Source organism: Nitrosomonas aestuarii (genome assembly GCF_003046585.1).
In the GTDB taxonomy this organism is placed as follows: domain Bacteria; phylum Pseudomonadota; class Gammaproteobacteria; order Burkholderiales; family Nitrosomonadaceae; genus Nitrosomonas; species Nitrosomonas aestuarii.
The window spans coordinates 132220-144881 of record NZ_QAAE01000002.1 but is presented as its reverse complement, the minus strand read 5'-3'; the positions used below and the strand labels follow the sequence as shown (position 1 = coordinate 144881).

Here is a 12662-nt window from a genome sequence, read left to right as displayed (position 1 = left end):
AGTCATCTCTGCTGCAAAGCACCACCCACATTATGAACACTGATAGCTACGAAGTACTGAGTAATTATATTGATTTACTGCTGGATGCCATTTGCGTGGTAAATGAGCACGGTTGTTTTGAATTTGTCAGTGAAGGAGCTGAACGGATTTTCGGTTACACGCCATCTGAGATGTTGGGGCGGCCGATGATTGAACTGGTACATCCGGATGATCGGGAACATACTTTGCAAGTGGCCAGCGAAATAAACACCGGTGTCATCAAGGTTGATTTTGAGAATCGATACATTCGTAAAAATGGACAGATAGTACATTTGCTCTGGTCGGCGAGATGGTCACAAGCTCATCAGTGCCGGGTTGCAGTGGCGCGGGATATTACCAGAAGAAAACAAGTTGAGGCACGGCAGGAAGCTTTATATGCAATATCTGAGGCTGCCTTCGCGACCGAAGATTTATTTGCACTGTACCGCAGTATCCACCATATTATTGTTCGTTTGATGCCGGCACAGCATTTTGCCATTGCACTACAAGACAATGGGCATAGTATGCCTCACTTTCCTTACAGTACTATAGAACCAGCTAGCGACGATATCAATATGACGCAATTGTGCAGAGAGGTGATCCGCCGAGGTGAAGCCTTGTTAGTGATGGAAGATAATCCTGCATGTCAACCGCCTGTATTTCGAACAATAGCGGCAGAGGCCGATGGCTCTGGACTTAACTGGCTGGGGGTGCCGTTGAAGTCACATCAGGCGGTAATCGGTGCTTTGGTTTTGCATCATACCAATAAAATTATTTACAACAGCGCAGAGATTAACATGCTGGAATTTGTTTCAACCCAGGTTGCATTGGCAATAGAACGCAAACGAATGATGGCACGGTTAGAGTATCTGGCGTTGTATGATAGTTTAACTGGTTTACCAAATCGCGTGCTATTTCATGATCGTATGCAGTCCGCACTGGCGCGGACCCGACGGGAGCCAGATAAATTTGCTTTATTGTACCTTGATCTGGATAAGTTCAAACTGGTGAATGATGAATGCGGTCACAGCGAAGGAGACAAATTATTGCAGCTGGCAGCACAGCGTATTAAGGCGTGCCTACGGGAGACAGATACTGTCGCCCGTTTCGGGGGTGACGAATTTGTCATTCTGCTGGAACATATAGATGGTGATAATGTTGTTGCTCAGATAGCAGAAAAAATCCGACTGGCACTACAGTTGCCATTTATGCTGATCAATAGCCAGCAACATATATTTCCGAGTATTGGCGTAGCCTTGTTTCCGTGTCACGGCACTGATGCACAGCAGCTGTTGCGCTTAGCGGACGAAGCGATGTATGGAGTTAAAAACAACGGCGGCAATGCTGTGCGTTTTGCTGATCAATGTAGTGTTTTACACGGATAGTAAAGATTGGCTGCTAGGCTTAGTATGTTGATGACAGGCTGTTGAAAAACTATCTGCGTGGCCGCTGCGGCGTTAAAAACAGCCATACATAAAGCCCCCTTTTTACGTGGCGTATTTATATTCCTTGTTTTTTAGGCCAACCTACAGCCGTTAAAAATCTGCTTGCAGCAATTCTGTCGCTTGTTTTTATCTTGCACTGTCTGTCTCGAAAACATTTTTCACCTGCCTGATAATTGAGAAATTTTTTCACCACCTTGTAACATAAGCGCGGATTTTCCATTATTCTTACCATTTACCTGGTTGCTTATCAATTATCAGCAGCCGGGGCATAAAGTTTCTGGTCAAGTTAAGTCGGTTCACAATTTGCCTCCTCGACTTGTGTTCCGGCAAAAAACTGTAAGTAATTATTACTGGGTATCTTCCACCAGATGAGCCGTGATGTTGCGCATCCTCAAATCCGGTAATCACATTTCAGTAAATCGCTTATGTCATTGTTCTGATCAGGGTTTCTGATTTTTCATATTTCGTAGCAACTGTCTGGTTTGTTTGCCTGCATTGTTAATTATCCTACGTTCGACGCTATGGCTGTACACAATTCATTCCAGTTTGTTCTCTTTGTTCTTTCGTGAGGGTTATATCTATAGTTTTCTTGGCATAATGCCTGAAAACAATATTAACCAACACTATTAACGCCATTGAATATTTGTAAATATAATGGTTTCACTTAGTGAAAAATAAGTACTTCCCTGATATATTTATTGCGCTGACTGGCCTAGAGTGCTTAAAGACTAATTCACTGGGAGTAGTTATTATGAAAACAGTAAAATACAAAACAGTTTTTGCTAATATCTGCTTTCTTGATTACTAGCGTGTTAAATTAAATGCTTTTTCGTCTGCTCAGCCAGAACTAGCAAACCCATATTAAGTTAAAATTAATCGGAATGAGATGATTACACGGCTATATTCGTTTAAGTGTTATTTTGTCGCTTGCCGGTGTTTTAAGTAATCGATGCGGTAGCTATTTGTATCAGTCATTTGAATAATTGATATTGTTATAAAAACATATACAGGAAACCAAGATTATGAAAAAAGTCTTTTTCGTCGCTGCCATTGCAGTATTGTTGTTGGTCGCATGTGGTGAACCAAAGCCAGGCCAGTATCCTCCAAGCCAGAATATCCTGAATGACCGTGAGAATGGATCGAGTGAGACGCAATAACGTACTTGATGACGTGAATAGTGGTCATTCCACTATTCACTATTGGGAATAAATTCTTATCCATGTTATTTTTCGACGAGAGAAATCCATAATTTTTTAGGAATTAACAGGCTGTTGAAAAACGTTTAAGAGGTAGATGATGTAAGGTGAAAAGTTACGTTTATAATTGGTATCCGTACTTTTCAACCTCTTATTAGCGCCACGGCAGCAATGTAAGTAGTTTTTTGACAGCCTGATTCTTTGTAAAACATTCACCGTAAAGTAAGTTCGTTCATTTCTTTTTCTCTATTTATTGATGCAGTTTATTTTTAAACAAGGAGCTGAAATGGAGTCAGTAAAAGCACAACCTAAGCGTACAAAAAATACCAAGAAAAAATTTTCTGTCATTGATAGCGGATCCATATCCGGGCTGACTGAAGAGGACCGGAATGTGCGTATTGCGGTTTCAGCCTACTATAAGGCGCAGGCGCGTGGTTTTGAACCGGGGTATGAATTGACAGATTGGCTGGCTGCAGAAGCTGAACTGCGTCAATGAAGTTTCTACAATATTTAAATGGGCAGTGACTGAAAGTTTGGGAGCCTGTATTGGTCAGCTGTCAGGGTGTCCTCATTCAGACAAAGTCAGTACATTAATCATATGCGCTGCGTAATTTATTAAAACTTTATTACCAGCGGTGAGTTGTCCATAATCCACTTATCCATGAGCGTTTTTCAACTATTCGCAGTAAACTAAAATAATGAGGAAAATCAAGATGAATATTAGGACGCTTGCACTCGTTCTGACAATGACGCTATTTTTTGCAACAAAGAGTTTTGCCAGCTTATTTGAAGAGGAAACAATCGAGTGGTCTCAGGTACCAGTTAAAGTCCAGCATACTATAGCTGTACAGCTACAAGGTGGAAAAATTGAAGAAATAGGAAAAGAATTAAAGAAAAAAACCATAACGGTTTATGAGGCCAAAATTACAAAACCCGACGGTAATAAAATTGAAATTAAAGTTGAGGAAGACGGCACGCTGATTGAATTTGAGGGTGATTAACAGATTATTGATACGTGTCCAAGAGCGGCAGTACAAAAATGGCATTAGTGTCTGATAAATACGAACTTGCTGCTTGATTTTGACATCATGGTGACAACCTTGTTTTTTTCCTAAACCGGCTGTTAGTATCGTGTCTAGGGTGATATTGATAGCTGAGTATTTTCGGCGTTTTCATGAGGAGAATAATATGAAAAAAGTGTTCGTACTCATACTTGGAATGTTTGCCATTACAACTCAAGCGGAAGATTTTGATAAACGCCAGGTACTTACACTGACCGAATCACAACGCGCGCATATTCATGAAGAAATGCGCGCCTTACTGACAGGAACGCAAAAAATTCTGTTCTCACTTTCCGAAGAAGACATGACGGCTGTTGCGCAACATGCTCAGTCACTCGGCACGCATATGGCGCATAAAGCGGAAGATCACCTCAAAAGAGTATTGCCCGAGAAATTCATGCAATTGGGCATGTCCGTTCATCGTGATTTTGATCAGATAGCGATGGATGCAGAATCATTGAAAGATTCCAAGCATACGCTGCGGCAATTAAGTGAGTCTATGAATAAGTGTGTCGTGTGCCATGCAGCCTACCAAATCCAAACCACACAACAGCTCTTAAAGCGCAATTTAGAGCCCGATCTTCATGCGCATTGATCTAAAGATCGAGGGCTTAGCGGACGCTTACGGCTTATTTGACCGTTCGAACAGCAGGGGAATCATCAGATTTCACTTCGGCCGCTACAAAAATTCAGCATTGTTCAATTTTTGGAAGCGTCTTGTATTGTCAGAAAGATGATTTTTGTGGTGGAATCATCTGTCGGAAGAAATTTACGTTTTTTGATGTTCTTCCTGATAACGTTGTTGAGTGATTCGATGGTATTGGTTGTATAGATGGCTTTTCAAATATCATGATGATATTTGAATATACGTACAAATTGTTTAGCCCAGTGCGTCTACTAGAACCTGCTGATCTGCGGGTATTTTTCGTCCCACCATTCGGCAGACGTCTAGCACCAGCGAGTTTTCTTTTTCGGTTACGGACTGGTAAATGCACCTCAAATCGGTAGTTACAGTGTGATAGCCTTTGATGCCCTCAACACAAGCGATCAATATGACTTTGACAGTCACAACCCTGAAGCACCCTAAATACTTTCAGTCAGAACTAGGCGCCTTCATTTCCGACAGCCATGAACCTAGCAATTCGATCTGTTTGTCACAATCGCATATACTGCATCAAGCTCGCGTCTCAACTACAGCCTCTGTCGCCATTTGACTGAATTCACTTAGATCTTGCTCAGTTTTTATCCCATTTTCCGACTCACGGGCAAATTGCTCTAATTCTTTTTTTAATGTCTATCCTTTAAAAGTTCATGAGAGACAATTGTGCAGTTCTTGGGGGAATCTCAGTTTTAGCGCCAAAATAAAAACATAATAGAAATTTAGCGTCCCGTTAAACATTAAAACGAAAATGCATCACATCGCCATCCTTGACGATGTATTCCTTGCCTTCCAACCGCATTTTGCCAGCCTCCTTGGCGCCCTGTTCGCCGTTATGGGCAATGAAATCATCATAGCCGGTCACTTCAGCGCGGATAAAACCTTTCTCAAAATCGGTATGGATCACTCCGGCCGCCTGTGGTGCGGTATCACCCTTGTGAATAGTCCAGGCCCGGACTTCTTTTACACCCGCTGTAAAATATGTTTGTAGTCCCAATAAATCATAGGCAGCCCGCACCAAACGATTGAGTCCCGGTTCTTCAAGACCGATATCTGACAGAAAGACTGTTTTGTCCTCGTCCGACAAATCGGCGATTTCGGATTCAAGTGCCGCGCAGATAACGACTACCGGCGCGTCTTCAGTTGCAGCATATTCCTTTACTCTGTCTAACAGCGGGTTATTCTCAAAACCGTTGTCGTCGACATTAGCGACGTAAATAGCGGGCTTGGCGGTTAACAAACACAGCGGTTTGAGCAACATTAGCTGATCCTTATCCAGAGTCATTGATCGTGCCGGATTTCCCAGATCGAGATGATCATGTACCATTTCCAGGAAACTACATAGTTTGATCGCTTCTTTATTTCCAGATTTAGCCACTTTAGATTCACGTTGCAGTGCTTTTTCCACTGTCGACAAGTCCGCTAGTATCAGCTCGGTTTGAATTACCTCTATATCAGAAACAGGGTCTACCTTGCCCGCAACATGCACGACATTGTCATTCGTAAAACAGCGCACCATATTAACAATGCCATCCGTTTCACGAATATTGGCCAAAAATTTGTTACCTAAACCCTCTCCTTTGGATGCGCCGGCAACCAGTCCGGCGATATCGACAAATTCCACGATCGCTGATTGTACTTTTTGCGGATTAACGATTTGAACAAGTTTATGAAGACGTGGATCGGGTACCTCCACGATGCCGATATTGGGATCGATAGTGCAAAAAGGATAGTTTTCCGCAGCAATACCTGCTTTGGTCAACGCATTGAATAATGTCGATTTCCCTACGTTAGGAAGACCTACAATGCCGCATTTCAGGCTCATAATCGAGTGCTCACTTGAAATTGATTCTTTTAATGATTGACGTCGGTGAAAATTGGTTGATTATTGGGTATGCAGTTTCAGCATGGCAGACTGAAAATCACCCTGTATAATCAGGGGCCATAGCTGCAAACTACGATCAATCGCTTCATTGATCATTACGGCCTCTGCTTTTCCAGGTGGATGTAGAACATATCGAACCACAGCATCACGATCACCCGGATGGCCTATACCGATTCTCAATCGCCAAAAATCTTTGGTACCGAGTTGTGTGACAATATCCTTAAGACCGTTATGTCCACCGAGTCCTCCGCCCCATTTGAGTTTTGCCGCACCCGGTGATAAATCGAGTTCATCATGCACAACGACTATTTCGTCTGGCTGGATTTTATAAAACCGGCATAATGCTGCAACTGACTGACCGCTGCGATTCATGAAGGTTTGTGGCTCCAACAGGCACAAATCCGTATCTTCCCGAGTTACGCGTGCGTATAAACCCTGAAAACGTGTTTCTGGCTTCAGTGATATCTTCAGCTCGTCCGCTAGACAATCCACCCAGTGAAATCCGGCGTTATGGCGCGTGCTTGCATATTCTTTACCAGGGTTACCCAGACCAACAATCAGTTTCATAAGAATGTATAAGACTTGCAGTGTCACATAAAACAAAAATCTGCTGGTTAGAAACCAGCAGATTTTTGTGTCTTTGCTTTTCAGAATGTTCGACGTGTTATTCTTCTGTCGGCTCTTCTTCAGTTTCCGCTGCCGCTTCTCCAGACAAAACGGCACGCGGAATGACAATGGCAGCCACAGCCTGATCATCGCCCTTGATTAGGGCAGATATTTCTACATTTTCTGGCAGTACCAGGTCACTTAAATGCAAGGTATGCCCGGCTTCAAGATCAATTAAATCGACTGTAATGAATTCAGGCAAGTCTTTGGGCAAGCAACTGACATCTACTTCTGTCAACACATGGCTGACAATACCGCCAGCTGTTTTAACACCTGGTGCAATTTCTTCATTAATAAAGTGCAGCGGCACTTTCATGTGAATCTTCTTTTTCTGATCAACGCGCTGGAAATCAACATGTAAAACCAGTTGTTTATACGGATGCATTTGTACATCACGCAACAGCACCTGCTCTTTGCTACCTTCTACTTTCAGAGTCAAAATTGAAGCATGGAAAGCTTCCATTTTGAGTTTATAGAACATATCGTTGTGATCCAGCTCAATTGATTGAGGCTCACTATCGCCACCATAGATGATTCCCGGAACCTTGCCGGAACCACGCAGGCGGCGGCTCGCACCCTTTCCCTGCAACGTACGCTTATCAGCGCTGACTTCAATTTTCATGATACTTCTCCACAAATGTGATTTGTCCGCGACCAAACAAATCGATTAAAAGTGATTTTACTCACTCGATAAATAACGAGCTAAGAGAGCTTTCGTTACTGATACGAACCATCGTCTCAGCCAGCAAACCCGCAATACTCAACTGACAGATTTTTTCACAATCACTTGCATCTTCATGCAACGGAATGGTGTCTGTCACCACCAGTTTGTCCAGATTTGAATGTTGAATACGTTCAATCGCATTGCCTGACAATACGGGATGCGTTGAGTACGCAATTACAGCGACCGCACCTTCTTCTTTCAATGCATCGGCAGCTTTGCAAAGTGTATTAGCTGTATCAACAAGATCATCAATAATGACGCAGGTTCTGCCTTTTACTTCACCGATAATATTCATTACTTTGGCTTCATTCGGTTTGGGGCGGCGTTTATCAATAATCGCCAGATCGCATTCGAGACGTTTCGCCATATGCCTTGCCCGCACAACACCGCCCACATCCGGTGAAACTACAACAAGATCCTGATAATCGTGCTTCCATACATCCCCCAGCAATATGGGCATACCGTAAACATTATCAACAGGTATATCAAAAAACCCCTGGATCTGATCTGAATGCAAATCCATTGTCAGTAAACGATCCACACCCACAGTCGTCAGCATATTGGCGACAACTTTAGCCGTTATTGGCACTCTCACCGAGCGTGGCCTTCTGTCTTGACGCGCATAGCCAAAATATGGAATTGCGGCAGTTATCCGTGCTGCCGACGCACGTTTCAATGCATCTACCATGACTAGTATTTCCATCAGACTGTCATTAGTGGGGGCGCAGGTGGACTGCAAGACAAAAACATCTTTACCGCGCACATTTTCCAGAATTTCCACCATGACCTCACCATCACTAAAACGTCCGACCGTTGCACGCCCGAGATGAATATTGAGATGCTTTACTACATCATGGGCCAACCTAGGATTGGCCGTACCGGTAAAAACCATCAAACTGTCGTAGGACATATTTCTTTATTTGGTATAAGTTTGGCTGGAAGCTCAGGAATGCTTATGGCTCCTGACTACACGCATGAACAAATAACATTATTTGTTATCAAGTTGGGTTGATTTCAATTCGTTGAACGTAATTTATATTTAAGCGCTTTATTGAAAAGGCCAATTAAAAAGATAAAAATGGCTGGGGAGGTAGGGATCGAACCTACGAATGCCGGAATCAAAATCCGGTGCCTTACCACTTGGCGACTCCCCAATTTTACTTCGCAGATTTGCACATCGGGTGATAATCCAATCCGCGTGCAACAAAACCTTTCATCTCAACCGGAATACTGGCATATGCAGCATTTGCTTCCGATTCTGATGGAAACTCGGCAAATACACAAGCCCCCGACCCACTCATAGCGACTATTGTAGTATTTTCCAACTTTTTTAGCCACTCTAAACTTCTCGATACTTCTGGATAAGCACCGCAAACTACCGGTTCCAGATCGTTATGACCCTGCCAGATGGAAAAGGGCGGTATTTTGATAGGAATTGTGTTTCGTGTCAATTCCTTATTTGAGAAAATTTCGGCAGTTGACACATGCACTGACGGAACAAGCACTAAATACCAGGCTGCCGGTAATGTTACGGCGGTCAACTTCTCTCCAATACCTTCAGCAAATGCATTCTGACCAAACAGAAAAATAGGTACGTCTGCGCCTAATTGCAATCCCAATTTCAAAAGCTTTTCGATTTTCCAATTCAGATTCCACAACTGATTGAGCGCCATCAATGTTGTCGCCGCGTCAGAACTGCCGCCACCAAGTCCACCCCCCATGGGGATTTTTTTTTTCAATAAAATATCAACGCCTAATTTAACACCGCTGCTGACTTTAAGAAGCTTTGCAGCGCGGACGCATAAATCTTGATTCTCGGGAATACCTTTGACTGGTGTCAGTAATTTTATCAAACCATCATCACGTAACCTGAAGCTCAGTTCATCCGAAAAATCCAACAGGCGAAAAACAGTCTGCAATAGATGGTAGCCATCCTGTCTTCGACCAACGACATGTAAAAAAAGATTCAACTTAGCAGGTGCAGGAAGAGTCAACATAGCAATGGTTAAATAAAACCGAATGATGTCATCATCTTCAAGGTATCAGAGGGCCGTTTAACTTCAGTCCAATTATCGATAACCATACGAATACTTAATTCTTTAAATTGCAACTCGATAATTCTAGGACGAATAACAGACTGGCCAAACAAGTCAGTATAATAGCGAGTAAAAAAAATCTGCCACCCGTCCTGCCGGATGGTCACTATGCGATCTTCACTATCCATATCTACTGATGCTGCGCTCAGCGGCGAATGCTGACCCTGAATCCAATACTGCAAGCCACTCAGAGGCAAACGCCACCCCAGTATTTCAGCGGTCAAATCTTCCACATCATGGGCATGAAATACTTCCTGTTTCGATGTAACAAGATGTACGCCGACTTCGTTCTTGTTGATTTCCGCAACCGCCTGTCCAAGTGGCGACAACAGTAAAATAGTATCTTCCAGTGTTGTATGCATCCAGTGCACATTTCCAGAAAAACGTTGGTTCTCATTGCGAACAGATACCCTGCCTAACAGTTCAAAATCGGCGGCAACAGCATTCTGCAGGTCTGCCGCAGGTTCGTAAAAAACTGTTTTGACTGTGGTTGTCTGTGGCGTCAACGTGGCGCAACTTATCAGCAACGGTAAAAAAAGAAGTAGCAACTGCCATCCTGTGCCATTTGCCAGATATCGGCAGTATGCAAATGTTGAGAAAAAGTCTCCCATTCTAATTAAACAAAATAAAGCTGCAGTGCAGAGTGAGAATGCATGTGATAGTTAATGAAACACAAAATAATCAGAGCTGATGGATTTAAAAATATGTTTTATTGTAGAAGGGGCTGTCCAAACAGGTCACATATTCACTTGCTTGTTGTCCTGCTGAAAATCAGGCAAAACAATGTTTAACTCAAGTGTTTCTTGGTCATCATCTTGTTCAAATTTCACAGAGATGGCTTCTTGATCTACATTTACGTATTTGCGTATTACCTCGAGCAGTTCTTTTTGCAGTTCCGGAAGATAAGACGGTCGACTGCGCGCAGTGCGTTCATGCGCAACCAGAATTTGTAACCTTTCTTTTGCGATTGTTGCCGATTTAGGTTTGGATGCCCTGAAATAGTCCAGCAAACTCATGATCTACCTCCAAACAACTTCCTGAAGAACCCTTTTTTATCATCAAGAAATCGGTGTGGTCTGTTCTCACCCAGATAACGTGCGACAACATCTTCATATGCCTGACCCGCTTCACTTTTTTCATCGAGAATCACCGGAACACCGGCATTTGAAGCGGTTAAAACTGATTTTGATTCAGGAATAATACCTAGTAATTGTAATGATAAAATATCTTGCACATCTTCCAGCCCCAGCATTTCACCCGACTTCACCCGATTTGGATCATAGCGTGTCAACAACAGATATTCTTTAATCGGTTCTGCATTGCTTTCAGCCCGGCGCGATTTGCTGGCTAGAATACCCAGCATGCGATCCGAGTCTCTTACAGAAGAAATTTCGGGGTTCGTCACTACAAACGCATCGTCTGCATAATAGAGCGCCAGGTTCGCACCTTTCTCAATCCCGGCAGGGGAATCGCAGACTACATATTTAAAATCCTTGGATAATTCGTCCAGCACTTTGCCAACACCTTCCAGCGTCAGTGCGTCCTTGTCGCGTGTCTGTGACGCAGGTAATATATATAGCAGATTGCAGTTTTTATCACGGATCAACGCCTGATTAAGACTCGCCTCGCCATTGATCACATTAATAAAATCATAAACGACACGACGTTCACAACCCATGATCAGATCTAAATTGCGCAACCCCACATCAAAATCAATCACAGCCGTTTTGTGACCTTTTTTTGCCAGCCCCATGGCAATTGCTGCGCTCGTTGTTGTTTTACCAACACCGCCTTTTCCTGATGTCACGACAATAATTCTTGCCAATTGAGTCTCCTTAGCTAAAATTTCTAGGCAATTTCTTTAATGATTAACGTATGATCCTGTAAATAAACCTGCGCCGGCTTTTTTTGCATCTGTTTGGCTATATGCTCACTTGTTTTATAATCTCCTGCAATTGAAACAAGCTCTGCTTGCAAATCCAAACAGAATATCCGGGCGCTTGTATTGCCCTGGACACCCGCCAATGCGCGACCTCGTAATGAATTATAGACATGAATATTGCCCTCGGCCATAATCTCGGCGCCTGCACTGACCTGTGACATCACAACTAAATCGCCGTGCGCATAGATGCGCTGTCCTGAGCGGACTGGCTGGGTAATCAGCATTGACCTGACAGGTACTGTTTGGATAGCGGAGTCCGATAACTCGGGTGCTTTGGGTGCTGCAGTTACTGTTACCTCGTCATCGCCATCACGCGTAACAGAAGTTGATTCCGATGCATGAACTGCTGACTCTTTTTGTGGGTTTTTCCCGTGCGCAGCATGACTGATTTCATTATCACGTCCTGTATCGACTGGTATTGAAAGCTTCTGTGCCTGTTTGTTTTGCCGCTCATTTCCGCCGCGAACACCGATCGGAAACAACCCGATCTTACGAAGCATATCCGTAACTTCATTGATACTGATATCCAAATCCGACTTATTCAATTCGCGAACATCAATGATCAATGGAGAATTTTTGAAAAAATCGGGCGCCAAGCTGATTTTTTCTTGCAAAGATTGTTCTATAGCCGCAATATCATTATTGAAAAGAATCAAGATAGGCGTAAAAAAAGTACTACTCTTGAATTCAAGAACAGACGATGTATTAGACATTTTCTGAAGGCTCGTCGACATCTGTTTATCGGTTATTGTAATTATACAGTTAGATTAGCATTGATCATATTTGGCCGCTATCAAAATACATGGCCATTGCTTAACCAGCGCATCACTAATTAATTAATCCTTACTTTCTTTCGAAAGCTAAGCGCATATTTTTATGACCTGTACTGTCCAAACAGTATACAAGTGAATGTACTTTTGGACGAAGATGAAGTCAATTATAACCGGATTATTTTCTAATAGTATGCATAA

At 43.0% G+C, this 12662-nt stretch carries 15 protein-coding genes and 1 tRNA gene; 5 read left to right on the top strand and 11 right to left on the bottom strand.

Annotation, left to right across the window (positions count from 1 at the left end; all coding sequences use genetic code 11):
* The first annotated feature begins 32 nt into the window (after window positions 1-32).
* From C8R11_RS02330 to C8R11_RS02315, 5 genes are all read left to right on the top strand, one after another.
* Window positions 33-1403, top strand: coding sequence for a diguanylate cyclase domain-containing protein (locus C8R11_RS02330; RefSeq protein WP_107794291.1), 1371 nt, complete (start codon window positions 33-35; stop codon window positions 1401-1403).
* A gap of 1082 nt (window positions 1404-2485) precedes the next feature.
* Window positions 2486-2620 carry a putative periplasmic lipoprotein gene (locus C8R11_RS16870; protein WP_280523853.1) on the top strand — a complete coding sequence of 45 codons (135 nt, stop codon included), beginning with the start codon at window positions 2486-2488 and terminating at the stop codon, window positions 2618-2620.
* Window positions 2621-2945: 325 nt separating this feature from the next.
* On the top strand, window positions 2946-3155 hold the full coding sequence (locus C8R11_RS02325; RefSeq protein WP_107794290.1) for a DUF2934 domain-containing protein: 210 nt from the start codon (window positions 2946-2948) through the stop codon (window positions 3153-3155).
* Window positions 3156-3372: 217 nt separating this feature from the next.
* A complete protein-coding gene (locus C8R11_RS02320; protein ID WP_107794289.1) occupies window positions 3373-3660 on the top strand; it encodes a hypothetical protein in 288 nt (95 codons plus the stop codon).
* A gap of 187 nt (window positions 3661-3847) precedes the next feature.
* Complete coding sequence (locus tag C8R11_RS02315) at window positions 3848-4315, top strand: hypothetical protein (protein ID WP_107794288.1); 468 nt, start codon at window positions 3848-3850, stop codon at window positions 4313-4315.
* A 104-nt stretch (window positions 4316-4419) separates the two neighbouring features.
* Here C8R11_RS02315 and C8R11_RS17090 read toward each other — a convergent pair whose 3' ends face one another.
* The 11 genes from C8R11_RS17090 to minC all read right to left on the bottom strand — a co-directional run bounded on the left by C8R11_RS17090 (window position 4420) and on the right by minC (window position 12404).
* Entirely contained in the window at window positions 4420-4503 is an 84-nt protein-coding gene (locus C8R11_RS17090) for a hypothetical protein (protein ID WP_425320573.1), read from the bottom strand.
* Window positions 4504-5111: 608 nt separating this feature from the next.
* Window positions 5112-6203, bottom strand: coding sequence for a redox-regulated ATPase YchF (gene ychF, locus C8R11_RS02305; RefSeq protein ID WP_090696446.1), 1092 nt, complete (start codon window positions 6201-6203; stop codon window positions 5112-5114).
* 60 nt (window positions 6204-6263) lie between these two features.
* On the bottom strand, window positions 6264-6830 hold the full coding sequence (gene pth, locus C8R11_RS02300) for an aminoacyl-tRNA hydrolase (protein WP_107794287.1): 567 nt from the start codon (window positions 6828-6830) through the stop codon (window positions 6264-6266).
* 97 nt (window positions 6831-6927) lie between these two features.
* The gene (locus tag C8R11_RS02295) at window positions 6928-7551 is read right to left on the bottom strand and encodes a 50S ribosomal protein L25/general stress protein Ctc (RefSeq protein ID WP_107794286.1); all 624 of its coding nucleotides are present in this window, start codon (window positions 7549-7551) and stop codon (window positions 6928-6930) included.
* A 61-nt stretch (window positions 7552-7612) separates the two neighbouring features.
* Window positions 7613-8563 carry a ribose-phosphate pyrophosphokinase gene (locus C8R11_RS02290; protein WP_090696451.1) on the bottom strand — a complete coding sequence of 317 codons (951 nt, stop codon included), beginning with the start codon at window positions 8561-8563 and terminating at the stop codon, window positions 7613-7615.
* A gap of 169 nt (window positions 8564-8732) precedes the next feature.
* Window positions 8733-8807 (bottom strand) — tRNA-Gln (locus tag C8R11_RS02285).
* A 3-nt stretch (window positions 8808-8810) separates the two neighbouring features.
* Window positions 8811-9650, bottom strand: coding sequence for a 4-(cytidine 5'-diphospho)-2-C-methyl-D-erythritol kinase (ispE, locus tag C8R11_RS02280; RefSeq protein ID WP_107794285.1), 840 nt, complete (start codon window positions 9648-9650; stop codon window positions 8811-8813).
* 8 nt (window positions 9651-9658) lie between these two features.
* Entirely contained in the window at window positions 9659-10360 is a 702-nt protein-coding gene (gene lolB, locus C8R11_RS02275) for a lipoprotein insertase outer membrane protein LolB (protein WP_107794284.1), read from the bottom strand.
* A gap of 126 nt (window positions 10361-10486) precedes the next feature.
* Window positions 10487-10765 (bottom strand): cell division topological specificity factor MinE, encoded by a 279-nt coding sequence (minE, locus tag C8R11_RS02270; protein WP_107794283.1) that lies wholly within the window; start codon window positions 10763-10765, stop codon window positions 10487-10489.
* On the bottom strand, window positions 10762-11574 hold the full coding sequence (gene minD, locus C8R11_RS02265; protein ID WP_090696458.1) for a septum site-determining protein MinD: 813 nt from the start codon (window positions 11572-11574) through the stop codon (window positions 10762-10764). The genes minE and minD overlap by 4 nt, the downstream gene beginning before the upstream one ends.
* Before the next feature lie 23 nt (window positions 11575-11597).
* Window positions 11598-12404 carry a septum site-determining protein MinC gene (gene minC / locus C8R11_RS02260; RefSeq protein ID WP_219908527.1) on the bottom strand — a complete coding sequence of 269 codons (807 nt, stop codon included), beginning with the start codon at window positions 12402-12404 and terminating at the stop codon, window positions 11598-11600.
* Between the last annotated feature and the right edge of the window lie 258 nt (window positions 12405-12662).

Excerpts from the sequence above, each read along its gene's own strand:
- C8R11_RS02330 (WP_107794291.1), top strand. The coding sequence starts at position 33 with ATGAACACTGATAGCTACGAAGTACTGAGTAATTATATTGATTTACTG.
- C8R11_RS16870 (WP_280523853.1), top strand. The coding sequence starts at position 2,486 with ATGAAAAAAGTCTTTTTCGTCGCTGCCATTGCAGTATTGTTGTTGGTC.
- C8R11_RS02325 (WP_107794290.1), top strand. The coding sequence starts at position 2,946 with ATGGAGTCAGTAAAAGCACAACCTAAGCGTACAAAAAATACCAAGAAA.
- C8R11_RS02320 (WP_107794289.1), top strand. The coding sequence starts at position 3,373 with ATGAATATTAGGACGCTTGCACTCGTTCTGACAATGACGCTATTTTTT.
- C8R11_RS02315 (WP_107794288.1), top strand. The coding sequence starts at position 3,848 with ATGAAAAAAGTGTTCGTACTCATACTTGGAATGTTTGCCATTACAACT.
- ychF (WP_090696446.1), bottom strand. The coding sequence starts at position 6,203 with ATGAGCCTGAAATGCGGCATTGTAGGTCTTCCTAACGTAGGGAAATCG.
- pth (WP_107794287.1), bottom strand. The coding sequence starts at position 6,830 with ATGAAACTGATTGTTGGTCTGGGTAACCCTGGTAAAGAATATGCAAGC.
- C8R11_RS02295 (WP_107794286.1), bottom strand. The coding sequence starts at position 7,551 with ATGAAAATTGAAGTCAGCGCTGATAAGCGTACGTTGCAGGGAAAGGGT.
- C8R11_RS02290 (WP_090696451.1), bottom strand. The coding sequence starts at position 8,563 with ATGTCCTACGACAGTTTGATGGTTTTTACCGGTACGGCCAATCCTAGG.
- ispE (WP_107794285.1), bottom strand. The coding sequence starts at position 9,650 with ATGTTGACTCTTCCTGCACCTGCTAAGTTGAATCTTTTTTTACATGTC.
- lolB (WP_107794284.1), bottom strand. The coding sequence starts at position 10,360 with ATGGGAGACTTTTTCTCAACATTTGCATACTGCCGATATCTGGCAAAT.
- minE (WP_107794283.1), bottom strand. The coding sequence starts at position 10,765 with ATGAGTTTGCTGGACTATTTCAGGGCATCCAAACCTAAATCGGCAACA.
- minC (WP_219908527.1), bottom strand. The coding sequence starts at position 12,404 with ATGTCTAATACATCGTCTGTTCTTGAATTCAAGAGTAGTACTTTTTTT.